Source organism: Lactimicrobium massiliense (genome assembly GCF_900343155.1).
Lineage (GTDB): Bacteria > Bacillota_I > Bacilli_A > Erysipelotrichales > Erysipelotrichaceae > Bulleidia > Bulleidia massiliensis.
The window spans coordinates 154,971-181,944 of record NZ_OUNG01000004.1 but is presented as its reverse complement, the minus strand read 5'-3'; the positions used below and the strand labels follow the sequence as shown (position 1 = coordinate 181,944).

Genomic DNA, 26,974 nt, shown 5'->3' with positions numbered 1-26,974 from the left:
CCTGTTGAAGAAGCAGGGCAAAAGGATACCCGGGAAAGCATCACCGGGCCGGTACCCTTTTACAACATATTAGATGATGAAGCATCGGCAGAGAAATCTGTCGGTGTTTTCTTTTGCACATTTTTAAGGAGGTGAGCAGATATGGCAGGCTCCAGAATCAAGGGCATAACGATTGAGCTGGATGGCGATACCACGAAGCTCACTGATGCCTTAAAGAAAGTTGATGCCCAGGTCCGGACAACACAGTCTCAGCTGAAGGATGTTAATAAACTTCTGAAGGAGGATCCCGGTAATAAGGATCTGCTGTCTCAGAAGTATAAGTATCTTGGCACTGAGATTGATGCAACCAAGAAGAAACTGGATACCTTAAAAGAAGCCCAGAAACAGATGGGTTCCGAGAAGGTTGGAACAGAACAGTACGAAGCTCTTCAAAGAGAAATCGAAGCGACAGAACAAAAGCTGAAAGGACTCACAAAAGAATATGAGAACTTCGGTTCTGTCTCTGCACAACAGATCGCAGCCGCAGGCGATAAGGTTCAGCAGGTAGGAGATAAGATCTCCAGTGCGGGAACAAAGATGACTGCCGGAGTGACGGTTCCGATTGTGGCTGGTGCGACTGCAGCCGTGAATGCTTATGGTGATGTGGATAAGCAGTTCAACCTGGTAAAACAGACCATGGGAACCACTGCCAACAGCGCTGCTGACTTCCAGAAACTCTGGGAACAGATGGGAACATCTGCCAAGAATTCCGTCTATGGTATGCAGGATGCCGCGGATGCACTTTTGAACTTCGCACGTCAGGGTTTTACTGCAAAGCAGGCAACGGATATGCTGACACCTGCCATGAGTTTGGCTGCTGGCACCGGAACGGATCTTTCTACGGTTACAGCCGGTCTTGGTAATGCATTGAAGATGTTCGGTGCCAATTCGGATGAAGCTGCCAACTACGCAGATGTTCTTGCCAAAGCACAGGCGCAGGCCAATACCGATACAACACAGCTTTTCGATGCTATGTCGGTTGCTGGTCCGATCTGTAAAACTGTCGGATGGAGCATGAAGGATCTTGCTGCCATCACGGATGTATTTGGTAATGCAGGTATTTCCGGTTCCGAGGGTGCAGATGCTCTGAAGACAGGCCTGGCAAGACTGGCTTCTCCAGCAAAGTCTGGCGCTGAAGCGATGGATGCATTAGGACTTTCCACAGGACAGACCTATGCCATCTTCAATGACAACGGAACATTGAAAGACATGCCGACCGTGCTCCAGAATCTGAATAGTGCTTTTTCTGGATTGTCTGATCAGGAGAAACTGGAAGCCGCAAGTAATATCTTCGGTAAGAACCAGATGGCCAAATGGCTGACATTAATTCAGACTTCTCCATCCGATATCAAGGGACTCCGTGATGCACTGGATGATGTATCCGGTTCTGCGGATGACATGGCAAATGCCTTGATGTCTGGTACGGGTGGTACGATTGAGCAGTTAAAATCCACCTTCGATGTTCTGACGGTTACGGTTGGTCAGTTGGTCGCTCCTGCATTTACGAAAGTGATGCAAGCAGTGATTGACTGCATGAATGCCATCATGAACATGAATCCGGCAGCACAGAAGCTGACTCTGATTCTTCTTGGAATTGCGGCGGCTATCGGCCCAATCTTGATTGTGATAGGCAAGATGGCAACGGGTGTCGGTGCTTTGATGAAACTGGCACCAGCATTTGCTAAGATTCCATCTGTTATCAGTACAGTCAAAGGAGCAGTCTCCGGACTATGGGGAGTGCTTTCTGCAAATCCTATTGTACTGGTCATCGCAGCCATCGCGGCTCTGGTGGCCGGTTTTGTTTATCTATGGAATACGAGTGAATCCTTCCGGAATTTCTGGATCGGACTCTGGGATGGGATCAAATCCATTGTTTCCGATGCAGTAGAAGCAGTGAAGGGATTCTTCAGTCAGATCGGTGATTTCTTCTCCTCGATGGGTGAAGCTATCTCAAATGTCTGGAATACGATCACAAATGTGGTTCAGACCGGAATCATGTTGCTGGGATCCATTCTGCAGGGAGCTGCACAGATCCTGATTCTTCCTTGGTCTTTTATCTGGGAGAACTTCGGTCCGATTCTGACGAAGGCATGGGAAGGCATCAAGAGCACAGTCAGCTCTGCATTGTCGGCGGTCGGCGGCTTTATTTCGAATGCCTGGACTTCCATCAGCAGTGTGATGAACAGTGTATGGTCTGCAATCAGCAGCTTCTTCAGTACGATCTGGAATACCATCAGCGGAGTATTCTCCTCCGTACTTGGCGTCATTCAGTCAGCTGTTTCTACAGCTTGGAATGCTGTCAGCAGTGTGACCAGCTCGGTATGGAACACCATCAGTTCTGTGATTTCCACAGTCTGGAATGCCATCAGTTCCAAGATCAGCAGTGTGCTTTCCAGTATCCAGAATGTGATGAGCACAGTTTGGAACGCGATTAAGAATATCGTGACCGGGGCTATCAATGCGGTAAAGGATACAATCTCAAATGGACTGAATGCGGCGAAGAACACTGCCGGGAATATTCTGGATGGAATCAAAGGCAAGTTCTCGTCTGTCATGGATGGGGCAAAGAGCATCGTCAAAGGTGCGCTGGACCGGATCAGCAGTTTCTTTTCCAACTGTAAGCTTCAGCTGCCACATATCAAGTTGCCGCACTTCAGTATCAGTGGAAAGCTGTCCATTGATCCGCCTTCGGTTCCGCATCTGTCGATTGACTGGTATAAGAAGGCCATGGACGATGCCTATCTTCTCAATAGTCCGACCATCTTCGGAGCTGCTAATGGCAGACTCCTTGGCGGAGGAGAAGCAGGGCAGGAAGCCGTTGTTGGAACCGATAAACTTGTCGATATTGTACAGACTGCACTTGCTGGAGTTGGTGGCGGCACGACAGTCATCCCGGTCTACATTGGCCAGGAACGGATTGATGAGATCGTTGTTCGGGCCAACCAGCGTGCAGCCTATCGCTCTGGAGGAAGGTGATGGATCGTGTTAAGTGACTATCCGATTTACTTTGATGATACAAAGCTCTTCACTCCAGAATCATGGCACGAGAGTTATGAAGTCGTTGAAAATACAAATCAGACAGAAGCAGGGACGGATCAGACCGTTGTCATTCGATATGACAAGCTGAGTGTCTCTGCTTCTTTCAATTGCTCAAGTAAATGGGCTGCGAAGTTTGCAGAATTCCGGGATCACGACAGCATCCAGGTAAAACTCTATGATCTGAAAACGCAGGACTATAAAACCCGGACGATGCGAATCCGGAATTTTAAGTCTGGTCCGGAGAAGAACTCGGAAAGGACGAAAAGGACCAATGGTCTGTATGTTGTGTCGTTTGATCTGAATGAATTCTGATTGATGGAAGGGAGGATGCCATGTATTCGGTAAGCGATGCGTATAAAGAAGCGATGAAAAAAGACGTGCAGAGCTATCGGATGCGCGGCTCTATCGGGAAGACAGAATTTGCCGATAAGAATATCCTCACTGGATCCTTTTCCATTACGAATCAGTGTTCCGATACGACACAGGTTCAGATAGGACAGGTCTATACGGCAGAACTCAAAGCAACCTTCCTTGGCTTGGAATCAGAACGATATGCTCTGAAGGATGCAGAGATTCGGCCTTCCTTTGGTATGAGGCTTGCAACTAGAGAATATGAGGATATTCCGCTGGGAATCTTTACAATCTCAGAAGCCAACTGGGGAGAAAGTGGAGTCGAGATTACGGCCTATGACAATATGTCCAAGCTCGATAAGTCATTCTCTGTTTCCAAGTTATCTGGCAAAGCATACCGGATTGCTTCTCTTGCCTGCCGGTCCTGCGGCTTGGAACTGGCAACCACACCGGAAGAATTCGAATCTTTCGCTAATGGTGATGTGACCTTCACACTATATCCGGATAACGAGATCGATACCTGGAGAGATCTGATTTCGTGGCTGGCGCAGTCGCTTGCCTGTAATGTATTTGCAGATCGGGAAGGAAAGATTGTATTCCGGAGTTATGGCACAACGGCAGTCGATCAGATTGATGCCAAGCATCGATTCACCGGCTGCAAGTTTGGCGATTATATCACCAGATATACCGGTCTTTCCTGTGTGGATATTGCAGATCAGATGACCAGATACTATGCCGCAGCGGTGGATGATGGCCTGACTTATAACCTTGGCATGAATCCGCTTCTCCAATCTGGTGACAGTGGTCATAGCTTGGAAATGATCCGGAGAAATATCCTGAATGCACTGAGCAGCGTTCAGTACGTCCCGTTCACAGCTTCGATGATTGGAAATCCCGCCTATGATCTGATGGACGTTTTCCATTTCACAGGTGGGTATGCAGATGATGACAAACTCTTCTGTATGACCAAGTATGTCTTTACCTACAACCAGAAATACGAAATGGAAGGCGTGGGAAAGAATCCAGCGCTGGAAACGGCAAACAGTAAGTCAGACAAAAATATCTCCGGCTTGATGGAGCAGGTGAATTCCATCACGGATTCCATCAATAACCTGCTTTATGACTACAACACCAGTGAAGTTCTGATTGGCCAGACAGAACGAATCGCCGGTTTGATAACCTACTACATCAAAGAAGAAGCAGATGTGGAAGGTCACTTTCTGATGCACTACCGGGCGGAGAAATCTACCCGGCTGATTATTCGCATTTATGATCTTGGTGTGGAAGAACTGTACTCGCCATTGATCTATGATTTGCCAGCAGGGGATGGAACGATAGGTATTCCTCATTCTTATTTGCATCGCGTGGTTGGAACACACACGGCAACGATCACTGCACAATGCACTGTCGGGACGATCCATGTTCCGACCAGAAGCATTTTCTATACGATCAATGCCGGGAACTTTGCAGAGGCTGTGGATGAAATCGGAATGGACATCCGGGATATCACGATGCGTCAGCTTCTGGAATCCAATGGACCGGATCAGATCTGGTGCGCCGGAATTGAAGATGGAAAGCTGCTTGTCAGCCGCAGAGAATACCAGGACGATGGCACTGCACCAATAAAGTGGGAAGGTGTCTATACACCGGGAGAAGCACTGGATGCAGCTATCGAGTTTGATGGCACCTGGGTGTTAAGGACTGGAGCCGAGAAGTTTACTATCGAAACTGATGATGAGCCATGGATCTTCTGGATTTCGGACACCTCCAAACATACTCTGTATGCCCAGCATGGCACCGATGAATTTACCCGCTTTGTGATGGAAGAAGGAGTAAATTCCGTCCATGCTTGCAAAGGCTATAGTTCTGAAATGTATCCGGAACAGGACCAGGGACTTGTGGTTGTTTATGTAAAGAATGATCAGACCGTCTGGTATCGGCAATATACGCTGAATACAGAAACAGGAAAGAAGGTCTGGTCCAATCCAATCAGAATCGCTAACAACGAGTCTTGGAGAGAAGCCAATGTGCATCGGCTGAACGATTACCGTCTGAGCTTTGAACTTTCCAATGAAAAGCACAATGTCTGGATGATCACAGGCCGGACCTATGTTGGTCAGTCTGTTTATCCGGAAAATGCGGGATTTAATGGTGACGCAGAACTTGGATTCAGTTTCTTCCGTAATGGAGATATCATTAACTTTGATGGCTATGCGGTTCAGTTTGATGATCCAACCGCACCAGAGAAAGAATTTCATATCCGCTATCCATATCCAGTACGGAATGTTGACAAGAATTTTTCGGACGAAGTAAAGGTTGTACTGAATGGAAAAGAACTGGCCCGTTCCAAGTATTCCTTGAAGCTGGATGGAACAGACCTTGTGATCACAACGAAAGACGAGATTGCTGCGACAAGAGCAGAGGAAGCGAAACTTGCAGTCACGATTCTTGGCTCTGACTGCCGTTTTTATCTTTCCAACGATAACAACGTCCATCGGATTCTTCTTTCGGACCAGGATTTCAACTGGACCGTGGAACGGCCGATCATCGTCATTAATATCGAAGTTGACGAGGAGGCGGCATTTATTGCTAACGCCTCAACAACAGAGAAAGTCAGACAGGTGAATAACTATCCGAAGACAGCAGAGGATTCTGGAACATTCCAGGCTTCCGCTGCCTTTTCTCTTGTGACCAAACAGGTAGGCAGAAAGAACATCGGTGTGGATGATGTCGGACAGTTTAATGCGATGGTCAATTGCACGATTACGACTTCCTATACCGGAGATGCACCAATTTAAGGAGAACTCATGAAAAGCAGATGTAAGATCAATTTCAAAAATGAATATACCGTCAGGGTGGAACAATTAGGACGGGTGAAAGAATATCACTTTGGCAATGTGGTCCTGAATAGCATCCTGAATCAGAACTTTGATTTTTCTGGTGTTCGTTTAGGTTCTGGAACAGGGACGCCAGCAAAGACGGATACCGATGTATTTACAAAGCTGTGGGATATCAGCTGCACAAAGACGGTAACCAAGGATGAAGAAAAGCAGGCTGCGATCCATACGCTGGTTGGTGAAATTCCGCCGGATACTGCTCATGTTGGAACCATCACAGAGCTTGGTATTCTGATTGGATCCACGATGGTAACGCATGCTCTGATTAAGGATGCTGAAGGCAACCCTATGACCATCGAAAAAGATGATTTGACCAGGGTGATCGTGACAGCACGAATCACCATGACATTGGGAGCTAATAGTCCTTGGCAGCCTGTGCCAATCAGGCATACGCAGATGTATATCAAACAGGCGAAAGATGATGAGGGTGAAGAGAAAAGGTATAAATGGGGCGGTCTTGGTACGCTGTTTTTAGAGCTTTGCACAAACAGTAATGCCGCCATTGGTGATGGAGAGATGCAGCAGCAATACTCTTACATTGGCACCAGCTATTATCCATATCTTGTCAGTGCTTCTTGTTATGGCTATGGCCATGCAGCAGCCAGCAATGAAGTGAAGGATGGAAAGAGAACGGCCAAGTTCGATTTCAGAGCACCGGCTACACTTCTCGATTACCCTGTGTATTTCAATACCATCATGATTGGAGGTATTTGCTATGCAGAACTTCCAAATGCTGAGCTGATTCCAAATTACGATGTAACGAACTATCCAGTTGGAACAGGGGATGGAAGTACAAAGGATTTCTTATGCCCATTCAGTTACTTTGTTAAGGATTCAGACTCCATTACCGTGGATGGAAAGACGCTGACAAGAGGCGTTGATTATACGGTTATCAATGACAATAACCATGAAATGCTGCAGGAGCTGACTCCATTCGCCAAAGCAAAAGCATCTGGTGGAAACCGGAACAGTAATCATTATGGCGTAGGCTTGTTTACCAGACCACTTTATCGATGGCCAGCAAATCAGGCAGAAGACTTTGGTAATACAAATGGAAATTATTATCATGCAAGGGACTCCGAGTTTGTTTCTCAGATCTATAAGAACAGCCCGGTAATCTTTGATCTTGGCGCAGAATACGAGCTGAATAAGTTTCATCTTCCGGCATCCTTTACCAATGCGACTTATACGCTGAGCGTTTCTTCCGATGGAGAAACTTATACTCAGGTGTTCAGTGAGGTGAAGGAGAATAAGAAAGACCTGTTAGTCGATTTTAAAGCGAAGGGCAGGTATTGGAAATTGGAGACAACTGTGAATACAAGCACTGTTGAATTTAGCGCCGATCCTAATGCCGTTCCTTTCCTTGGCAAAGTGCAGGATGGCTATATCCATTTCAAAGAAGCTCCGGCTAATGGAGCCGTGATTACGATGAGTGTAAAGATGGATCGGCCATTCAAGACTTCTGAAACTGTCATTGATTATTCCGGCAGTCTGGAAATCACCGTCTAGGAAGGAGGTCTTTATGGCTTTGAGTTTTGCAAAGACAATTGACTTGACAGCCTACGATAAGAATCCGGAACCGAAGATTGTCACGCAGCTTTCCATCATCCATGAAGCGCGGGATGGCGAGATTGTTCAGTATTATGTGCGACCAGACAACATGACGGAGGAGGACAAGAGCAGCCATGCTATCGGTGTATATGATAAGGATAAAGAGGCATGGTCCTATACCGATTATGATGAGCTGACTTGGAACGCTCCTGGTCAGAGAATTGCCGGGAACCGTCTCGAACGATTAGGTGTGAAGGCATTCCCGGATGTTGGAGCCATTGCCTTTTACAAACTTGCCTTTCGCGATATTTCCAGAATCCTAGCACCGGTCAATCCGGAAAGTGGAAAGATGGAAGCTCCGTCATTAAGCGTGGTAAAGAATAAGAATGGTTTGCTCACTTTTACGATTACACCGGCAGAGAATTCCAAGTATAGGTGTTATCGGATCATTATGCAGGATGGAGCATTCTCCACGGATCATATTACCTATGATCTGGTGACTACTGTGGATCCACCATTGGTCAATGGAAACTATGAATGCTTCTGCATTGGCTTTCCAGATGAAGGACAATACTGCTCCAGAGATAGCAACGTGGTCCATGTGCAGATCAGTGGCAAGACTGATGATTATGAATCTCCGTTCTATACCAAGGATGAAGTGACTGCCATGCAGCAGAGGATCGAGGACACCTATACTAAGGGTGAAGTGGATGGCATTCAGAATCGTGTGGAGGATACGTACACAAAGGAACAGATTGATCAGCAGATTGCAGAAGTCATGAGGAATTTCAATGATGGCGATGTAGGAGAGTATTGATGAAGAAATTATATACAGAAGCCAATATTCAAATGATCGCTGATGCCATCCGGGATAAGCTGGGGACGGATGCAAAGTACAAGGTTTCAGAAATGGCCTCTGCAATCCTCAGCATCCCAACAGATGGAACAGTTGGCGCTGGCGGGAAGAACTATGTTTTTATAACGGACGAGAATGAAACAGTGACAGCGACTATGCCGCATGATGTGAATACGGTCTGGCTGTTTTCCGATACGATCCTGTCTCCGGATATCACATTGGATGATATTGAATGTGATGCAGTAACAAGCGTACAGTTCGTCAATCGGCTGCTGCTCAAGCTGACACTGGACACCACAAAGATTCATGCCGGTGATACCTTTAAGATTCGAGTCAAGAAGAACGGCTATCTGCATCACAATGGTGGATCCATTCAGTGCAGGCTGCCGGTTTCCAATACGCTGGATTTATTTGATCAGACCAACCTTGGCAGGCAGATCATCACCAGCACGTATTCTGATCAGGGAACCTGTAATATCAGTCTTAAGAAATACTCGATTATTGGATTTGCAGATACGCTTTCAACTTTAAAGAAAAGCAGAGATGTATTTCAATCCTGCTCTGTGGATGGCAACTGCTGTTTTAAGGCGGGGAATATCACCTTGTATGTAAATGGCAGAGACAATGGTTATCAGATCATCAGCCTATATGAAATGCCGATGGATGATGTAGGATCCTTAATTCGAGTCACGTGGAATGGCTATATGCCTTATAGCCAGAGTGAAGCCAATCGAGGAATCTGGGATGTGTATTTCCTTGGAAATGGAGATTTCTATATTCGGATTACCAGCCTCGGTACGAATAGCAGTGGCACTTATCAGATAAATGGACAGAACTTCAGGAACCCAGGAGTGGGAGGATATGTTTCTGTCTATCGAAAGAATTATTACGGAACTGCTTTTGAGATCGTCTATGAGAAATACGATCCTTCCAGGCATGATGTCAGTGCAGATAGTCCGATTAAAAATCTTACACTCATTGAATTGACGAAGGATAAAAATGGATTGTCCTATTGCCTGAAGAACGATGTAGATGATTCTACCTACACCTATAGCAATGAACTGTTTCAGTGGCCATATGCTGGAAAAACGTACAGCTCATTATATGTGAGTACGAATTCATGGATTGGAGTAACGGGATCGTCAAATGAAGAGATCCGGATCAATCGGCAGGATGCGAAAGCTCATCTGTTTTCGCATGGCAACTACCACATTACGGATCTGGATATTGATTGTTATAAGTTCCGGTGGGAAGGATACTCCTATTACCGGGATGGTTCTGCGAATCAAATCTGGGAACTGTATCTGTTTGAAAACGGAGATGCAATGCTCCGCATGGAGAAAATGCAGGGCAATAAATCTGGAACGTTCTCATTCTTTGGAACTGTCTTTTCAATCAGTGAAGGAGAGTGTGTTTCGTTTTATCGGGTGGATGAATCCTCCGGTAAATTTACGGCAGTCAATGAAGTATATGACATCACAAAGCATGTCGCTTAAGGAGGTGGTTTCCAATGGTTGAGTTTATTGTCCGCTACTGGGTGGAGGAACTCTTCGCTGTGATCATTGCCATCATCGGATGGCTGATCAAACAGGTGAAGGCAAAGAAAAGTGAATATGAGATTCTTCGTGAAGGAATCGTGGCTCTGCTGCATGATCGATTGTATTCGGCCTGCAGCTTTTTTATTGCCCGCGGTTACTGCACATTGGAGGATCGGAATAATCTCGAATATCTGTACACGCCATATAAGCAGTTAGGCGGGAACGGTACAGGGACGAGATTGTATGAGAAATGTCTGGAACTGCCATATGAGGCAGAAGAGAAGAAGGGAGAATAACTATGGATTTTGGAATTGCAAGTGTAGCAGCGATCACGGTCATTGCCTATCTGGTAGGCACAGCCTGCAAGGCATCGAACTTCGTCAATGATGAGTGGATTCCGGTGATTTGCGGAACGGTCGGAGCAGTACTCGGTGTAGTCGGGTTGTATGTGATGCCGGACTTTCCAGTCAGTGATGTTGTGAATGCAATCGCAGTTGGTATTGTTAGTGGCTTTGCGGCAACAGGCGTTAATCAGGCTGTTAAGCAGCTTGGTAAAGCAAGCAAGGAGGATAACGAAAATGAGCATGAAGGGAATTGATGTCTCTAGGTGGCAGGGAACGATTAACTGGCCAGCAGTGAAAGCTGCTGGTATTAAGTTTGCCATCATCAAAGCAGGTGGATCTGATAAAGGATTCTATAAGGATCCTCAGTTTGAAGCCAACTATGCAGGAGCAAGGAATGCAGGCATCCATGTGGGTGCCTATTATTTTGTCGGCCCTGGCTGCAAATCCAGAGCAGATGGAGAAGCGGATGCCAGAAGGTTTCTCACCTTCCTGTCCGGAAAGCAGTTTGATATGCCAGTCTATATTGACTTCGAGGCGCCGAATGCAACGAATAAGAATGGCAACACTGAAGCCTGCATTGGCTTTTGTCGAGTGATGGAGCAGGCCGGATGCTTTGCCGGTGTTTATGCATCCGATCTGTCTGGATTCCATGACAGACTGAACAGAGATGCTCTGAAGCCGTTCACCTGGTGGGTTGCCCGCTATGGCAGCAAGTGCACCTGGGCCACAGCTAACCTTGGCATCTGGCAGTACTCCAGTTCTGGAGGAGTGAATGGTATCAACGGAAATGTGGATATGGATGAATGCTATATCGATTATCCGACCACGATACGGAATGGTGGTTTCAATGGCTATAAGGCTGGAACGAAACCAGCTGCACCTGCAGCAAAGCCAGCACCTGCTCCAGCACCAGTTTCTTCCGGCATTAAGGTTGGAGATAGAGTGAAGGTCATCAATCCGGTTACTTGGACTGGCCAGAGATTCAAACTCTGGTACAGCACCTATACCGTGATGGAGCTGAATGGCCAGCGTGCTGTCATTGGCGTGAATGGCACAGTCACTGCAGCAATCAGTGTTAAGAATCTGAGAAAGGCATAAGGAAAGCGGTCAGATGGGAGATTTAGTTCTCTTGTCTGGCCGCTATTTTTCTTTTCTGTATTCAACAGTCTCATCATCAATTTTTACTATGTGGGAGATTCCATCCTTATCGGTAATCCTTTTATAGCCCTCTGGAATTTCCACGACTTCTCCAATAGCAGGTGCTTCAAAGCCACTATGCTTAGAAAGTTTTTCTTTCTTATTCATGCTTTACCCTCTATACATAATATAAGATAATAACAGTAGCGATAGCAATTTTAATATCATTAAAATTGAGATGGCATTAATTAGGTGCCAATAGGAGGATATATGCTAAAGGATCCTAAGTTGTTTTCTGAAGTGGAGCACATGGATATCATACAGGATAGAATCAAGAACTTCGAAAAAGAGGAAGGCCCAATTAAGGGTAGAATGATGATCACTGATGCGATTATCCCACCTGAATTAGAATCACAGATCGATGTTAATAATCCAGATGTTCATGCTTTTGAAGGAACATTTGATTTTTATGACATGGCAATTGGAATTGCATTAAACACAAGAACACAGCAAATTGCTAGTGGAATTTGGATGACTCCACAAGTTGACGGCGCTGAAGAACCATCAAAGGATTGGATAGGTTTTTTTCTTGAAAAACTGATGAGTGCTTTTGACGAAGATGGTGGATACGGAATTCCAATTTATTCATTTGTGACAGATGAAAGCGATATGACGATTGGTCCTACAAAGCCATAAAACAAGGATAACAAAACATGCCTAAATATAACCGTTATGAAAATTTGAAATTTGATTCCATGAACTACGATCCAATGGATGTAGGAGCTATGTCCTCATTGCTGAGGCAAGGACCGGATGACGTGCGCAACAGAATCAAGGATGGAGAATGGACAATTGCTGATCTGGATAAGGCAATATCATATGTAGAAGATTGCGAGAGCTATCTTAAAAAGCATAATCCGGATTGGAAACCTCCATATGAAGGAAATATGAGAGAAATCTACAAGGATCTTTTATCACAATTGTAAAAACGAACTTGAAAGGGTGTCTTCCTGTTGGACAAGCAGGACGGCACCCATTTTTTAGTTGTTCTCTTTTGCAGGCATATGTAACCAATACTGGATTCTCTGCCATGGATCATATGGACAGGAATCGTCAATGCCATGGTTCAGCTGGCATTCTTTTCCATCAAGTGGGCAGATATCCTGATCATCGCAGATTTGATGGTTCACAAAATCATGGAAATCATCCGCTCCATTCAGATCGTAACCAATCTCTCCGGTAATCCCACTCAGGAAATGTGCCAGCTCCTCATCTGACATGTTTTTGATTCTTCCTTCATTTGTCATTGTGTTTTAACACTCCTTCTAATTCCTATACGGCAGTAAGTAATTAAATCGAAAAGCAGCTATAGTCAAACAACTCCTGGTTGGACGGAAAAACAAAATCAATTCCGGCTTTCACGAACAGAATTCAAGTTAAGAAAATTAACAACCTTTGTACAAAAACAGGGTCTTTGTGTCGGTTATCAGTCAGAAGGAGTGATGACCATGAATGAAGAAAAATCAGTAGAAATTAGATCCCTCAGACAAAACGGTATGAGCATGCGAAAGCTCGTGGAATATACAGGGGAAACGATAGCCACTATCAGAGCACAGTGTAAGGACATAAACCCTGTTCGTGAAAACAAGGATCTCCCTGATCAGATCGAGAAAAAAGAAGCGTGCGCTTATTGCGGCCGGATGATGGAACAGCCAAAGAAAGGCAGACCGAGACGCTTCTGCTCAGATGCCTGCAGACGCGCATATTGGAAAGCAAACCGTGATCTGATGAAACAGAATCCCGAAGCGGTCTATACAAAAGTCTGTGCATATTGCGGAAAGACCTTCACCTCATATGGAAATAAGAACCGCAAATACTGCTGTCATGAGCACTATGTCCTGGACTACTACGGGCATCAAAAAGCCCGTAAATACGCGGAAAATCGTTGATATAGTAGCCGTTTGGAGTGATAGATAGACTACCGAAAAGGGAAGGAGGAAAGCATGCAGATTACAACAAGAACCACAGACAGAAACGCACTGATTTCCTTCCTGCAGAAGGAAACAGGACAAAGGCCGAAGTACATGGGAGCGCCAACCTTCCAGTACATCGTAGGGCCATATACAGTGCTCAGAAATGCCAATATTGAAACCGATCCGGATGATGGAAACAGTCTTCTGGATAAGCTGAGGAAGAGCGGGTTTGCAGATGATGAAGAAGAATCCGGTATCAGCGTTCCGTTTGAAACAGAAACAGTCACGGCAAGAATGAATCTTCTCAATATGGTTCATGCCAGACAGGACATCATCAGTAAGGCAATCGGTAAGAACAGAGCCTTCCATATTAATGATTCATTTCTTAAGGAGATGCAGGATCGCAATCCTCAATCCTTACAAGAATTCAGAGAGTCGCTGCTTTACTGCAGCGCAGAAACAAGAATGAAAGGCATCCGTTTCTACGATGACAAAGTGGTGTTCACCGGGTGCCCGGAGGATGTGTCAAAGGACGAGCAGCAAGCAATGGAAGATCTTCTGTCAGCAATTGTTCGTACTTCCGAGAAACAGCGCTGGGCAAAACCATCTGCTAAGGAATCTGAGAACGAGAAATATTTCTTCCGGATCTGGATGATCTCGCTGGGCTTAAATGGCCGGAAGTATCAGAAGACCAGAAACATCCTTCTGGAAAGGCTGGATGGGGATGCGGCTTACCGGACCGAAGAGCAGAAACAGAAAGCTATCGAGAAACGAAAGAAAGCTAGAGCCAAGAAGGTAAAGGAGGACAAAGATCATGACGACTTTACGATCCTCTGATCAGGCTGATGTCATTGTCATTCCAAAGTTTCAGAAGCCGGAAGGCACAAAGATCAAGGCCGCTGTGTATTGCAGGGTTTCTACCAAGAGCGAAGGACAGGAGGATTCACTGGAAAACCAGATTGATCATTACAAGGATGTGGTTGGAAAGGATCCGCGCTATGAACTGACCAAGATCTATTACGACTTTGGAATCTCCGGCTTTAAGGAAAACCGGCCAGGATTCCAGAAGATGATGGCAGACAGTCGGAAAAGAAAGTTTGAACTTCTCATCACGAAATCCATCACCAGGTTTGCACGGAATACTGGTACGGTTCTCAAGGCTACCAGAGAATTAAAGGATCATGGCATCGGTGTTTACTTCGAACTGCAGCGCATCAATACGCTGGGTGAAGGAGGAGAGCTTCTGATGACGCTCTACGCGGCCTTTGGTCAGGCTGAAAGTGAAGCCAACAGAGTCAGTACGCAAATGACCATCCGCCGGAAGAAAGAGAAAAGGATACCGACAGCTCAATTGAGCAGGGTATTCGGTTACTGCCGGAACGATGCTGGAGAGATTGTGCCGGATGCAAATGCCAAATGGGTGATGGAGATTTTCGAGATGGCTGCAGATGGATTCACAGTCGGCCAGATCACAAACTATTTAAATAAGGAAGGCGTGAAGACACAAAACGGAGCCATCTTCTACCGGAGAACAGTTCAGCGGATTCTTTCAAATGAGGAATACAAAGGTGACTTTGTTCAGCAGAAGCATTACGTTGACGAGCATCGGAAGGAGCGCCTCAACACCGGCCAGCTGGATAAGATTTACTACAAGGAAAATCATCTGCCGATAGTTACCAATGAGTTGTGGGCAGATGCTCAGAAGGCTCTCAATGTCCGGAAGAGAAAGAAGCCAGACAAAGAAAAGCAGACAGATCTCAATAATGAAAACTACCCTTACCGGCACAAGCTCTTCTGTGCTAAGTGCGGTTATCCCCTGCAGCGGGTTTACATGGGCGGCAAATACAAATGGGCCTGCCAAGGAAAGCTGCGATTCACGAATAAGTTCTGCCCAAGCATCTCGGTTCCTGATGAAGAGGTTCGGACCTGGGGAGAGATTGATGAGAATACTTATGTTGCTGCCAAGATCGACCGAGGCAGAGTAGTAGGATTCGATCATGAGTCGGAAAATGAATGGAAGAAACACCATACCAAGAAACGGCATCATAGCAATGCGCCTGCACTGACCATAGAGAATTATCCATACAAAGACCGGATCTTCTGCAAATACTGCGGCAGCAGGCTGAGAAGAATCATCGCCAACAATGGGAGAGTCTGGTGGATTTGCGACAACTTCAGTCGGAACGGAAAAACCGCCTGCAAAGGCATCCGGGTGCCGGACGATAAGCTGCAGTCCTTAAGACATGATCCACAGATCGTTTACATCGGAAAGGAGATCATCAATGGCAAAGAATATTACGGTTATTCCAGCAAGCCAGATACAAAAAAGTAAAGCTACGGAGAAGAAGAAAATCCGGGTGGCGGCTTACTGCAGAGTTTCTACTGAGCATGAGGAGCAGGTCGGTTCCTTTAAGAACCAGGTGGAATACTATACGGAGCTCATCAATCGAAATCCTGACTGGGAGATGGCTGGCATCTTTGCGGACGAAGGTATCTCAGGCACTGGAACCAGAAAGCGTGCTGGGTTCAATGCAATGATCAAAGCCTGCCGAGATGGAAAGGTGGATCGGGTCATCACAAAATCCATCAGCCGGTTTGCTCGAAATACAGCGGATTGCCTTCGCTTCTCCAGAGAACTGAGAGACCGTGGCATTCCGATTTTTTTCGAGAAGGAGAACATAGACACAATGGCTGCTTCCGGAGAACTGCTCTTTACGATTCTTTCCAGCCTTGCTCAGGAAGAGAGCCGGAACATCAGTGAGAATACAGCATGGGGCATCCGGTCAAGATTCAAACAGGGTATTCCGCAGATTAACACAAATCACTTCATGGGGTACGACAAGGATAAGGATGGAAACCTCATCATCAATGAAGAGCAGGCAGCGGTAGTGAAACGGATCTACCGAGAATTTCTAGAAGGGTGGAACTTGGCCGAGATTGCCCGCCACTTGAATGATGAAGAGATTCCAGGTGTGACGGGAAAAGCCTGCTGGACATCGATCACAATCAAACGAATGCTGCAGAATGAGAAATACAAGGGAGATCTCCTGATGCAGAAGTATTACACGAAGGACTTCCTCACCAAGATGCGAGTCGAGAATGATGGAGCATTGGACCAGTACTACATCAAGCAGGCACACAAAGCCATTGTTACTGAAGAAGAATGGGAGGCGGCGCAGTATGAGCTGGAACGGCGGTACAACTTTAGAAAGAGCTATGGCCTTAAGGAAATCAGCTCACTGACCAAGACTGGCTTCTTTGCAAAGGTGTTCTGCGGTGATTGTGGCGGACGGTTTGCAAGGAAGGATTACAAGGGAATCAAAGAACCGTTCTGGAAATGCGTCAGTGCTGAAAAGCAAAGTGGGAAGACATGCTCGATGGGGAACGTGAAGGAATCAGATCTGAGGCACGCGTTTACAATTGCATGGAATGACATCGTTCAGCATAGAGAAAAGAACATGAGCAGATGGGATAAGCTGGAAGCCAGCGACAATGCACTTGACCGAATCCGTGGCCATCAAATGAAAGAGCTAACGGAACAGGGAGAATTGGAATTTGAGATTCCAGAGTTGACCAGAATGGTCCTGAAAGAGGTCATCGTAAAGGATCCGAAAACATTCACCATCAAGTTTCTGGATGGAGAGCTGAAAAACATCTGCTTATAAGAAACCTGCATCAGTAAAATGGTGCAGGTCTTTTTGTTGTCCTATTGACCTGTTCCCTGGGGAACAGATGATAATAGCTATATCTATATATTTAATCGAATGCTAGAATGATCTAAGAACTGTTTTGCTTCGATAATAAGTATCTCGATTCATATGAGTGGGGTGGTATGTAATGAGTAATGAAATAGATAAACCAAATTCATCACGCGATTTGGCTAATAGCGGAATAAATAATGTTTCAGACATCACCTATGAATTGCTGCAGGATGCGCAGGAACATTTACCGTCTGATCGAACTGTAAAAGTGCCGATTGCAGAACTTGATTCTTTAGGTGCGGGCATCACATCTATTTTGCCAAGTGTCAGAACAATATCCCAGACATCCACAGTAAATGCTGATGGCCTTTATCGGATTGCAAATGCTGCTGAAGGAGATGTTCTGAAAATTGCTAAAGATGGTAATGCGTGGGGAGCATTGAAAACAGCTGAAGGCAAATCAAAGATGGCCAAGCTGGCAGCCGCTGATCCTCTTACTGCTAAAGTGACCACTGTTGCTCCGATTAATCCGGCTACACTTATGATGGCTTGAGCTTTAATTGCCATAGACAAGAAGCTGGATGATATTTCAGAAACCACGAAAGAAATTCTTGATTTTTTGAATGTAGAAAAACACTCTGAGATTAAAGCAGATGTTGAAACATTAATGAATATGATTGAGCGTTATAAAACAAATTGGAATAACCCTCAATTCCGCAACAGCAATCATAAGGAAACCATCGATATTCAAAACAAGGCCTTGAAGAACATGAACTTTTATTCTGAGAAGGTAAAGAAGCTTTTGAATGAAAAACAGCTCATTGTCGGGCAGGCTATGGTAAGTCAGAAACTGAATGATTTTATAAAGGAATTCAAATACTATCGCCTGTCCTTATACGCATATTCTCTTGCATCAACACTTGAGGTTATGCTCAGTGGTAACTTCAGCGAGGAGAACCTAACAGAAAGAAAAAGAGAACTTGGTAAATATGCATATCAGTATAGAGAGTTATATGCAAAGGGATCTGAACATCTGGAAAGAATGACAAAGAAATCTGTAGAGACTAACTTCCTGAAGAATGTCGGCAATGCCAGCAATTCAGTTGGAAAATTTATCGGCAGCATTCCGTTAGTTAAAGATGGACCGGTTGATGAATTTCTGCAGGATAGTGGGCATAAGATAAAAAAGGATGCCAGAGGAATCGAAAACAAAACAATACATACCTTTGCAAAAATGAGTGATCCGAAAACCAGTATCTTTACAAATGGTTTAAACACCATGATACGAATCTATGATCATACTTCTGAAATATGCATGGACAAAGACAATGTTTATTTGATATCTGATTCTTCTTATTAAGCCGCACATGCATGGGTGATGGGCAACGATTAAACTTTTTCGCGAAAATGCACTTTTGCCAACAGGTTATTCCTTTTTGCGCAAAGGTGTTTCACACACTTTTTGGTTAAGCCGCGCACAGTCATTACCGCACACAGTTTTCAGTTAGAGCAACACACCATCGGCCGTATTGGTAGCAATTTCTATTCCGATTTTCACAAACCAGTTAGAGAAGGCTAGAGAAGCTACAGATATGGCAAATATCCGTGCAGCATATGCAGAAGTTGTAACTGCTCAGTTAACAGATGAAGAAGGTACATCAAAGACAGTTACTTTAACACAGCAGAAGAATGGATGGCAGTCAGTTGTAAAAATGCCTGAAAACCTTAAATCTACAGATGATGCAAAGCAGCCTACAGCAGGACAGACAGTTACTATTACTGCTACTGAAAGTGGGGCAACAATCGACATTCTCTGCCAGAAGCAGTAATAAAATTGTTGTTAATAAGCTCATCTTCTGTACCCTGAGGATGGGCTTTTTCTATGCCATCATATCTTTGCTACAGGTTCCACCAGTTCATCTTTTTCTTCCGGTTGTTACAATCTGCATCCAAATCTTTACGGTTTATGAATCATTCATGTTCGCTGAGCAGACACTCCTGTTTTGTCATCATTTTCCTTCATCTATTAACCGACACAAATGAAACGATTTTGTATTCTATCGTGAGAATTATATTTGTTTTAGCTAATGAAAAGAGTCAGCATTTCTGCTGACCCTCATTGATCAAAAGTATCAGGCAGGCGTCGCCGCTCCTGCATCTCTTTTAGCCCGATGGGCGCGTGGTTGCAACGAAATTTACCACCGCTGATGCCTTTGTCTTTGTACCTATATATTACTTATTTTGAGCCTTCTTGTAAAGAATCTGCTGATGCCGTATATAGTTCTTCTCAATTGCCAAACTTAACGCAATAGAACAGTTGCATTAAGTTTGGCAATTGAGAAACGGTTCATAATAGGAAATGTATTTATAGTATTAACAGTTATAGTCTGTTATATTTAAAAGTAATGAAAGCACCTAACTGCTTCATCATATTGGATGACGCGGGCGCTAACACATTATGTGATGCGCTCTTTGTCTGCATTCAAGATAATAAAATTGCTATGAAATCAAATAGATAAATTTCATCAAGAGGAGGGTTGAAATGAGTGAAGAAAAGAAAAAATCTAAGGTTGTAGGCTATGTAATTGGTAGCGTTGCTTTATGTGCAGCGACAGCAGTAGTAATTCCTAAGGTTTTACCTACGGTATCTGGCAAGATTAATAAGTTAATGACAAAGCGTAAAAATGCAGCTCATGATGAAGATGATTGGGGACCTGAAGTAGAAAAGAAAGATTCTGAAAAGGGTGCTGACAATGAAAATTGATACCGATCAAATGGCACAACAATGCATAGATGTCATTAATGAAAAAATCAAGAATTTAAAAACATTAAACATTATCGTTATTGGTAAATCTGGCGTTGGCAAGAGCACCCTTATTAATAGCTTGTTTAGAGGAAACTTTGCTCAGGCTGGATTGGGGAGACCAGTAACATCGGAAATCCGAAAAATTGTAAAAAAGGATTACCCATTGGCTATCTATGATACACCTGGTTTTGAGTTATCTTCTGGTCAACAGAAAAAGGTTAAAGATCAAGTCCTTGATATCATTCGGAAAGGATACGCCTCCAAGGATGTAAACGATGCAATACATTGTATTTGGTATTGTGTAAATGTCGGAGGAAATAGAACATTTGACAGTTCTGAACTCGAATGGCTTCATGAGTTTACAAAGGAAAATAAAGATACAAGAGTCCCAATTATTGTTGTCTTAACTCAGGCAGTTCCAAAGAGCAAAGCCGCAGAAATGAAAGCTAAGATTGAAAAGGAAAATCTTGATATCGTCAAAGTCGTACCATTACTTGCTCAGGACATGGATTTTGATGGGGAGTATGTTGCCCATTCTTATGGACTAGATACCTTGATTGATATTATGGGTGAAGTGCTTCCAGACGAATTGCAAAACACTTTGCAAAATGTTCAGAAGGCATCTTTAGATGCAAAAGTTAGGCAATCTCAAGCTATTGTAGCTGCTACGGTGGCGGGATCTTTTGGAGAAGGTTTTGTGCCGGTCCCTTTTTCAGACGCGGCGATGCTGGTTCCGACTCAAGTAGGAATGATCGCCGGAATAACAGTCGTTTTCGGAATGGACGTAAGTAAGAGTTTCTTAACATCATTTGTCTCAGCAACAATAGGCAGCGCAGGTGCAACTGTACTTGGAAAAACAATTGTTTCTAATTTGCTGAAGCTAATCCCTGGGGTTGGAAGTGTTGCTGGCGGCTTGATTTCTGGAACCACAGCTGGTCTCTTAACTACAGCTCTTGGAGCTGCATACATTGAAATCATGAAAATGGTTTTTAATGGCGAAATTAAGAAAGAAGACCTTCAATCAAAAGAAGTTCAAGAAACAATGAAAAGTCTGTTTAGAACACAGCTAAAGACAAAACGCTCATAGTATGGAGCTTTTTGAATGTTTTCGCGAAAATGCACTTTTGCCAACAGGTTATCGACTTTTGTGAAAAGATCTCACACTATGTCAGTGGCCAAGCCGCTCACAGCAACCAACTAACACAGTTAGCATTGCAACTCACACAGCACGGGCCGTACTGGTAGCAATTTCGATTCCGATCTTCACAGCACAGCTTGAGAAGGCTAGAGAAGCTACAGACCTGGCTAATATCAGAAGCGCATATGCTGAATGCTCTTCATCTGTTCTGACAGGTGAGAAGTCTTCTAATAACGTTACAATCGCCGATGATGGCAAATCTGCTTCCGAAGAAGTTACATTAACTCAGAAGACTGATGGTTGGACTGGTACAAATGCTGATGCAAAGATTGGAAATGTTGAGGTTAAGAGCCTTAAAAAGACAACTGGCACAGCTACAATTACAGTAAATGATGCTGGCCAGACAACAATCGAAGTAAAGTAATAAGCAATTAATAAAAATAAGTAAGCTCATCTTCCTTAATCGGAGGATGAGCTTTATTTATGCCTTCCTTCATTTTTATGAAAATGTTCACTCCAGCCGGAACTTCATGCCTGCTCTGATTCTGCTCGACTTTCGCCATAATGTGTTCCACGATTTCAAAATCCGCGCACACACTTTTATGAAAAGGTGTGATTTCAAATACCCATTAACGTGAAAAGGTGTGATGCATTGGTTTCCCTTGTCCACAGTATCCCAGAGGTGAAGGTCGGCATTGGGCGTATTAGTAGCGATCTCAATTCTGATTTTCACAGCTCAATTAAAGAAAGCAAGAATTGCTACTAATCAGGCAAATGCTAGAGCTGCGTATGCCGCTGCTACAGCTGATTATTTAACAGATGACACATATAGAGGTGGCACTTATACTACATCTGACGGCAAATTTGTTGGTGCTACAAAAGCACCAGAAACAACGATTACTGATACAAATATCGCAGATTGGGCCACAAATGTACCAGAGGGTGTTGATACTACCACATATACAAGCTGGACTGTCGCACTGGATGATTCTGGTACCGGAATGTCGGGGCGGTGGATGAAGTACGGCTGTTCCGGCGCCTTTGTGCGGTCAGCAGTATTCAGGTTGTCTCGGAGTGCATCTGGATGCTGGCCCATGTGCTGGTGCCGGAAATGCCGCGCGCTTTGTTATATCTCTCCTGTCTCGGGGATCTGGTCTGCACGGGATATATCGTCTGTTTCTGGTATATGTTCGTGGATATCAAGGTGACGCCAAGAAAAATACTGGAGAAGCGCTCGGCGGGAACGGATTTCCTGCGGGTGCTGCCAATTGTGATTCTGACAGGGCTGGGCATCTCCTCGCTTTGGAATCATCGGGTGTTTTATCTGGATGGGGCAGGGCAGTATGTGCGGGGTGATCTGTATCCGGTGCATTGTCTCTGCTGCTTTGTGTACTATGGCTATCTGATCCGTCTGATGTGGGTGAACCGCCGGCAGAAGCAGTTAAACAAGCGGGATGTCCATCTGTATGTGTTGTTTTCCACCCTGCTGGTTGCCGGCGGCATTCTGCAGGTAACGCTCAGCCGGGCGCCGTTTTCGATGTTGTTCTTTACGTTAGGCATGTTTCTGATCTTTTCCAGCCTGCAGAGTCAGCAGATTGATACGGATGCCCTGACGAAGCTAAACAATCATGGCCGGGGCATGGCCATTGTCCGCAACCGGTTAGCCAATGCACAGAAGGAGCCATTCTATCTGTTCATGGCGGATATCAACTGCTTCAAGAAGATCAACGATACCTATGGCCATATCCTCGGAGATGAAGCGCTGTTACTGACGGCAGATGCGCTGCGGAAACTGGCCTCAGATTATCATACAAGCTTCCTTTCCCGGTATGGCGGCGATGAATTCATGTTCGGCCTCAGCAGTCATGAGGCAAAGCCGCATGTGGTGATGGAACGCTTTTCGGAACTGCTTTCCGAAGTGCTGGAGGCTTCGGCTCTTTCCTTCCGCTTCACAGTCAGCACCGGTTATGCCATGGCCGACCGGGAAAACATGCAGGCAGAGGAGCTGATTGCGGAAGCGGATCATAAGCTCTACGTACAGAAACAGGCCTATTATGATACGCAGAAGAAATCGCCTGTCAGCAGTATCAGTAAGGTGATGACGCGCTTCCAGGCGCCTTCCAGTAAAGGCCTGCCGTTGAAGTTCGGAGAAGCGAAGAAGAGTGAGAATGCGGCCCAGGCGGCGTTGAGCAGTGAAGAGATGCGCACGTATATCATCAATCATCTCTCTGATGCATTGGAGAAAGGCTGGATCGTACCGTACCTCCAGCCGGTGGCCCGCACAATCACGGACCGTCTGGCCGGGGCGGAAGCACTGGCCCGCTGGGAGGATCCGGTCTATGGCACGATCATGCCTTCCGTGTTTGTGCCGGTACTGGAGAAAGCAGGCCTGATCTATCAGGTAGACTGCTATATCTACCGGCGCGTATGCGAGATTCAGAAGCAGCGTCAGGAGGCCGGTCTGCCGTTGCAGCCGGTTTCCGTGAACTTCTCCCGTCAGGATTTTGATAAGCGGGATATGGCCGCCTTTGTGGAAGATGAAGCCGATTACTTCGGCATTGACCGGAAGCTAATTGCCCTGGAGATCACCGAGAGCGTGTTTGTCCAGAACAAGGAAAAGATGACCGCAGTGGTCAAGCATCTGCGGGAAGCCGGCTTTGAAGTGTGGATGGATGACTTCGGCAGCGGCTATTCCTCGCTGATTTTCCTGAATGACTACACACTGGATGTGATCAAACTGGATATGGGCTTCCTGCGCTCTTTCTCCAAGGCTTCCAAGGAGATCATGAAGAGCGCCGTGGATATGGCCAAGCGTCTGGGCATCTGGACCCTGGCGGAAGGCGTGGAAACACCGGAACATGTCCGCTTCCTCAAGGAGATCGGCTGTGATCTGATGCAGGGATACTACTATTCCAGGCCATTACCGGAAGAAGAAATGGAGCAGTACATGACCCGGATGGAAACCCCGTTGGAAACAATTGCCTGGAAGAACTTCTATGATAAGGCAGATGCCTGCGTCATCAACGGCGACGTGCCGCGGGCAGTCATGGAATATGATGTGAAGCAGGATCGGGCGAGGTATCTCTTCATCAACCAGAAGGAAAAGGAACAGTTACAGGAACTGGGCCGCAAGAGTGAAGAAGAATCAGCCGGCGTTCTGAATGATCAGAACAATCCTCTCCATGCCCGGCTTCATACCTGTTATCTGCAGGCGGTGAACAGAGGCGAGCGGATGACGACCTATGTCGTGGATAATTTCAATGTATTGCGGGTATCGGTGAAGGTGATCGCTTCCAGGGATGATAAGAATATTCTCCTGGCTTCGATGACGAATGTGACCGCAGACCGGATCCAGCAGGCCGGCAGGATGGTGGACCGCTCCATCGCGGATATCACATTGCTGTTCGATGATGTACATGTTCTCAATCCACAGCGCAATATCGCCGAGAGCCTGGTCAATAACTTCGGCATCCAGAAGGGCTATGGCCGGGATACCCAGTTACGGAAGGGGCTGAAGTATTTCCAGACCCATCTGATCTATGCGGAAGACCAGGAGAGATACCGGCAGTTCGTAGATCCCGATACGATGTTACAACGTCTGCAGAACTCACCGGAGGGCATCCTGCGGTCCTTCTTCCGGGTATTACTTCCGGATCATAATGGCCGGTATGTCTATCAGTGGAAGGAGTTCAATCTTCTGCTTGTGCCGGGATCTGAGGAAAAGCGGGTGCTTTCCTGCATCAAGAGTATCGAACCGACCGCCAATGAGAGTGCCTTTGAGGATCTGGTAAAGCAGGTGCAGCTGAAGACAGCGGTGGCAGAGTCCTGATTGATATATACAGCGGAGTTTTCTCTGAGCAGAAGCTCCGTTTTTCTGTGTGAAAAAGCGCATAAAATAGAAAACAATTTGATTCGGAGTACAATAATAACGGGTATTTATGCCGATACCTCTTTTAAGCGTATGAAAAACACAGTGATGAAAAAACTGAATTCAAACCACGGCGTGTCGCTGAGTGTTGCCCTGCTGTATTTCCTTGTCTGTGCGGTACTTGCGTCCATGATCATTGCCGCAGCGACAGCTTCGACCGGCCGGATCGCCGCCCTGACGGAAACCCTGACGGAAACCAGGCAGGATGATTCTGCCGTGATGTCCGGCGCCCGTCTGATTGCGGATCAGCTGCAGAATGACGCTGTGATCATTGTGGAAACGGCCAATATTGATAAAGCCGGTACTGTCACATCAGTGAATACAGCATATTATGAATCGAACGATACTTCGGATATCGAAGGAAAAACCAGCCTGCGTGATTTTGCACCAACGAAAACGAAAGAAATCACAGATGCATCCTCCTCTGTACTGAAAGAGTCAATTCAGAGCCTCTACAGCAGTTATCTGAATACATTCGAAAATAACACCAATTCATTCAATAATGGAAGACTGGCTCTGACCGCCGGTAAAGAGACATTGCAGAAACAGACAAAGAACCTTCAGATCACCGTTGGGAACAATGACAATCTCAAAGCAGATGCCAAATTTACACTTGGTACAGATATGTCTGTCACATTCAAAGTGAAAAAGAATCAGACAGAATGCGATGTGAACTGTGTGCCGGATATTTCGACCGGTTTTGAATATACTGCGAAAGAACAGGGAAATCCGGATGCCGGACAGACGGCAGTGAAGACAACGATTGTATCGTTTGCGGAAGCGAGTGTGAGCAGACCATGAAAAAACTGAAAAGCAGACGTGGAGAAAGCGTTACGGAAGCTCTGGCAGCCGTGCTGATTGCAGCACTTGCCGGACTGATGGCCGCCGGCGCCGTCGGCGCAGCCAACCGCACGATGACAAGATCAGATGCAAAGATGAAGGCTTACTACGAACAGATGAATGCACTGGCAGAAGGCGGAGAAAGCACTTCAGCATCTGCCTCCATCACAGCGAACAACAGCGGTGCGTCCCTGACCGCTTACAGCGATAACATTCCTGTTACCGTATATTCGAATACAACCGATGACGCGATCATATCGGTATACAGCAAATAAGACGAGGGAAAATGATCAGAAGCAAGACTGGAAAAACGGAAGGATTCACATTAGGCGAGACACTGGCCGCCGTTTTAATCATGTCCTTGGCGGGTCTGATGATTATCGGCGGACTGGTGGCCTTTATGCGCTCCTGGCAGAAGATCACAGATAAGGCAAATGCGGAAATTTATGTATCCACGCTTGAAATCCGCATGCAGGATGAACTGGAATTCGCAGAGCAGGTGGATACAGACAGCAGCGGAAATGTGAAGTGGTTTGTGGATGAAAATTCCGGCTATGCCTCGAGATTCGTTCCGGGCACCAGTGACTCTCTTCCATTCGGAATCCAGAGAAGTGAAGATGCGAAAGATCTGAACAACGCGGTAAAAGAAACGTTTATTCCTGAGGCGATGGGCAATGGCAGAATGTATGTCACCTATGACTCACTGACCTATGACCAGAAAACGCATATATTTACAATCAAAAATCTGAAAGCTGAAAATACTGCCGGACAGATTCTGTATCAGGTTGACAGCGTGAAAATACGGAATCTGAATGACGCCGGGGCAGGTGAATGAT

At 45.6% G+C, this 26,974-nt stretch carries 26 protein-coding genes; 24 read left to right on the top strand and 2 right to left on the bottom strand.

Features of this window, described 5'->3' with window-relative positions:
- Positions 1-141: 141 nt before the first annotated feature.
- Genes DHU66_RS08775 through DHU66_RS08735 form a run of 9 tightly spaced genes read left to right on the top strand, consistent with a single transcriptional unit; the run spans position 142 to position 11,713 of the window.
- Entirely contained in the window at positions 142-3,015 is a 2,874-nt protein-coding gene (locus DHU66_RS08775; RefSeq protein ID WP_108775575.1) for a phage tail tape measure protein, read from the top strand.
- A gap of 6 nt (positions 3,016-3,021) precedes the next feature.
- A complete protein-coding gene (locus DHU66_RS08770; RefSeq protein WP_108775574.1) occupies positions 3,022-3,390 on the top strand; it encodes a hypothetical protein in 369 nt (122 codons plus the stop codon).
- Positions 3,391-3,410: 20 nt separating this feature from the next.
- The gene (locus DHU66_RS08765; RefSeq protein WP_108775573.1) at positions 3,411-6,227 is read left to right on the top strand and encodes a hypothetical protein; all 2,817 of its coding nucleotides are present in this window, start codon (positions 3,411-3,413) and stop codon (positions 6,225-6,227) included.
- A gap of 9 nt (positions 6,228-6,236) precedes the next feature.
- Positions 6,237-7,835, top strand: a complete 1,599-nt coding sequence (locus tag DHU66_RS08760) for a hypothetical protein (protein WP_108775572.1) — start codon at positions 6,237-6,239, stop codon at positions 7,833-7,835.
- A gap of 13 nt (positions 7,836-7,848) precedes the next feature.
- The gene (locus DHU66_RS08755; RefSeq protein WP_108775571.1) at positions 7,849-8,694 is read left to right on the top strand and encodes a hypothetical protein; all 846 of its coding nucleotides are present in this window, start codon (positions 7,849-7,851) and stop codon (positions 8,692-8,694) included.
- A complete protein-coding gene (locus DHU66_RS08750; protein ID WP_108775570.1) occupies positions 8,694-10,229 on the top strand; it encodes a hypothetical protein in 1,536 nt (511 codons plus the stop codon). The genes DHU66_RS08755 and DHU66_RS08750 overlap by 1 nt, the downstream gene beginning before the upstream one ends.
- Before the next feature lie 14 nt (positions 10,230-10,243).
- Entirely contained in the window at positions 10,244-10,567 is a 324-nt protein-coding gene (locus DHU66_RS08745; RefSeq protein WP_108775569.1) for a hypothetical protein, read from the top strand.
- Positions 10,568-10,569: 2 nt separating this feature from the next.
- Positions 10,570-10,869: a phage holin family protein gene (locus DHU66_RS08740; RefSeq protein WP_108775568.1), complete on the top strand. Its 300-nt coding sequence runs from the start codon at positions 10,570-10,572 to the stop codon at positions 10,867-10,869.
- Positions 10,850-11,713 (top strand): glycoside hydrolase family 25 protein, encoded by an 864-nt coding sequence (locus tag DHU66_RS08735; RefSeq protein ID WP_108775567.1) that lies wholly within the window; start codon positions 10,850-10,852, stop codon positions 11,711-11,713. The genes DHU66_RS08740 and DHU66_RS08735 overlap by 20 nt, the downstream gene beginning before the upstream one ends.
- A 42-nt stretch (positions 11,714-11,755) precedes the next feature.
- Here DHU66_RS08735 and DHU66_RS12225 read toward each other — a convergent pair whose 3' ends face one another.
- Positions 11,756-11,920 (bottom strand): hypothetical protein, encoded by a 165-nt coding sequence (locus tag DHU66_RS12225; RefSeq protein WP_167836340.1) that lies wholly within the window; start codon positions 11,918-11,920, stop codon positions 11,756-11,758.
- A 102-nt stretch (positions 11,921-12,022) separates the two neighbouring features.
- Between DHU66_RS12225 and DHU66_RS08730 the strand changes: the two genes are divergently transcribed.
- Positions 12,023-12,448: a hypothetical protein gene (locus DHU66_RS08730; protein ID WP_108775566.1), complete on the top strand. Its 426-nt coding sequence runs from the start codon at positions 12,023-12,025 to the stop codon at positions 12,446-12,448.
- Between the two features lie 17 nt (positions 12,449-12,465).
- Entirely contained in the window at positions 12,466-12,738 is a 273-nt protein-coding gene (locus tag DHU66_RS08725) for a hypothetical protein (RefSeq protein ID WP_108775565.1), read from the top strand.
- Positions 12,739-12,792: 54 nt separating this feature from the next.
- Here the strand turns inward: DHU66_RS08725 and DHU66_RS08720 are convergent, their stop codons facing one another.
- Entirely contained in the window at positions 12,793-13,059 is a 267-nt protein-coding gene (locus DHU66_RS08720) for a hypothetical protein (RefSeq protein ID WP_108775564.1), read from the bottom strand.
- 201 nt (positions 13,060-13,260) lie between these two features.
- Here DHU66_RS08720 and DHU66_RS08715 point away from each other — a divergent pair, with 201 nt between their 5' ends.
- The 13 genes from DHU66_RS08715 to DHU66_RS08655 all read left to right on the top strand — a co-directional run bounded on the left by DHU66_RS08715 (position 13,261) and on the right by DHU66_RS08655 (position 26,973).
- Positions 13,261-13,701, top strand: a complete 441-nt coding sequence (locus tag DHU66_RS08715) for an RNA polymerase subunit sigma-70 (RefSeq protein WP_108775563.1) — start codon at positions 13,261-13,263, stop codon at positions 13,699-13,701.
- Between the two features lie 54 nt (positions 13,702-13,755).
- A complete protein-coding gene (locus DHU66_RS08710) occupies positions 13,756-14,562 on the top strand; it encodes a hypothetical protein (RefSeq protein ID WP_108775562.1) in 807 nt (268 codons plus the stop codon).
- Positions 14,540-16,057 (top strand): recombinase family protein, encoded by a 1,518-nt coding sequence (locus DHU66_RS08705; protein ID WP_108775561.1) that lies wholly within the window; start codon positions 14,540-14,542, stop codon positions 16,055-16,057. The genes DHU66_RS08710 and DHU66_RS08705 overlap by 23 nt, the downstream gene beginning before the upstream one ends.
- Positions 16,008-17,390 (top strand): recombinase family protein, encoded by a 1,383-nt coding sequence (locus tag DHU66_RS08700; RefSeq protein ID WP_108775560.1) that lies wholly within the window; start codon positions 16,008-16,010, stop codon positions 17,388-17,390. Before DHU66_RS08705 ends, DHU66_RS08700 begins: the two co-directional genes overlap by 50 nt.
- Before the next feature lie 172 nt (positions 17,391-17,562).
- The gene (locus DHU66_RS08695; RefSeq protein WP_135358347.1) at positions 17,563-17,979 is read left to right on the top strand and encodes a hypothetical protein; all 417 of its coding nucleotides are present in this window, start codon (positions 17,563-17,565) and stop codon (positions 17,977-17,979) included.
- Between the two features lie 114 nt (positions 17,980-18,093).
- Complete coding sequence (locus DHU66_RS08690) at positions 18,094-18,786, top strand: hypothetical protein (RefSeq protein ID WP_108775558.1); 693 nt, start codon at positions 18,094-18,096, stop codon at positions 18,784-18,786.
- A gap of 169 nt (positions 18,787-18,955) precedes the next feature.
- Positions 18,956-19,255 carry a hypothetical protein gene (locus DHU66_RS08685; protein ID WP_135358346.1) on the top strand — a complete coding sequence of 100 codons (300 nt, stop codon included), beginning with the start codon at positions 18,956-18,958 and terminating at the stop codon, positions 19,253-19,255.
- A gap of 713 nt (positions 19,256-19,968) precedes the next feature.
- The gene (locus DHU66_RS08680) at positions 19,969-20,190 is read left to right on the top strand and encodes a hypothetical protein (protein ID WP_108775556.1); all 222 of its coding nucleotides are present in this window, start codon (positions 19,969-19,971) and stop codon (positions 20,188-20,190) included.
- Positions 20,180-21,319, top strand: a complete 1,140-nt coding sequence (locus DHU66_RS08675; RefSeq protein ID WP_108775555.1) for a YcjF family protein — start codon at positions 20,180-20,182, stop codon at positions 21,317-21,319. Before DHU66_RS08680 ends, DHU66_RS08675 begins: the two co-directional genes overlap by 11 nt.
- A gap of 1,063 nt (positions 21,320-22,382) precedes the next feature.
- Positions 22,383-25,199 (top strand): putative bifunctional diguanylate cyclase/phosphodiesterase, encoded by a 2,817-nt coding sequence (locus tag DHU66_RS08670; protein WP_135358345.1) that lies wholly within the window; start codon positions 22,383-22,385, stop codon positions 25,197-25,199.
- Between the two features lie 147 nt (positions 25,200-25,346).
- Positions 25,347-26,099 carry a hypothetical protein gene (locus DHU66_RS08665; protein WP_108775553.1) on the top strand — a complete coding sequence of 251 codons (753 nt, stop codon included), beginning with the start codon at positions 25,347-25,349 and terminating at the stop codon, positions 26,097-26,099.
- Positions 26,096-26,413, top strand: coding sequence for a hypothetical protein (locus DHU66_RS08660; protein ID WP_108775552.1), 318 nt, complete (start codon positions 26,096-26,098; stop codon positions 26,411-26,413). The genes DHU66_RS08665 and DHU66_RS08660 overlap by 4 nt, the downstream gene beginning before the upstream one ends.
- A gap of 11 nt (positions 26,414-26,424) precedes the next feature.
- The gene (locus DHU66_RS08655) at positions 26,425-26,973 is read left to right on the top strand and encodes a PulJ/GspJ family protein (RefSeq protein ID WP_108775551.1); all 549 of its coding nucleotides are present in this window, start codon (positions 26,425-26,427) and stop codon (positions 26,971-26,973) included.
- The last annotated feature ends 1 nt before the right edge of the window (position 26,974 follow it).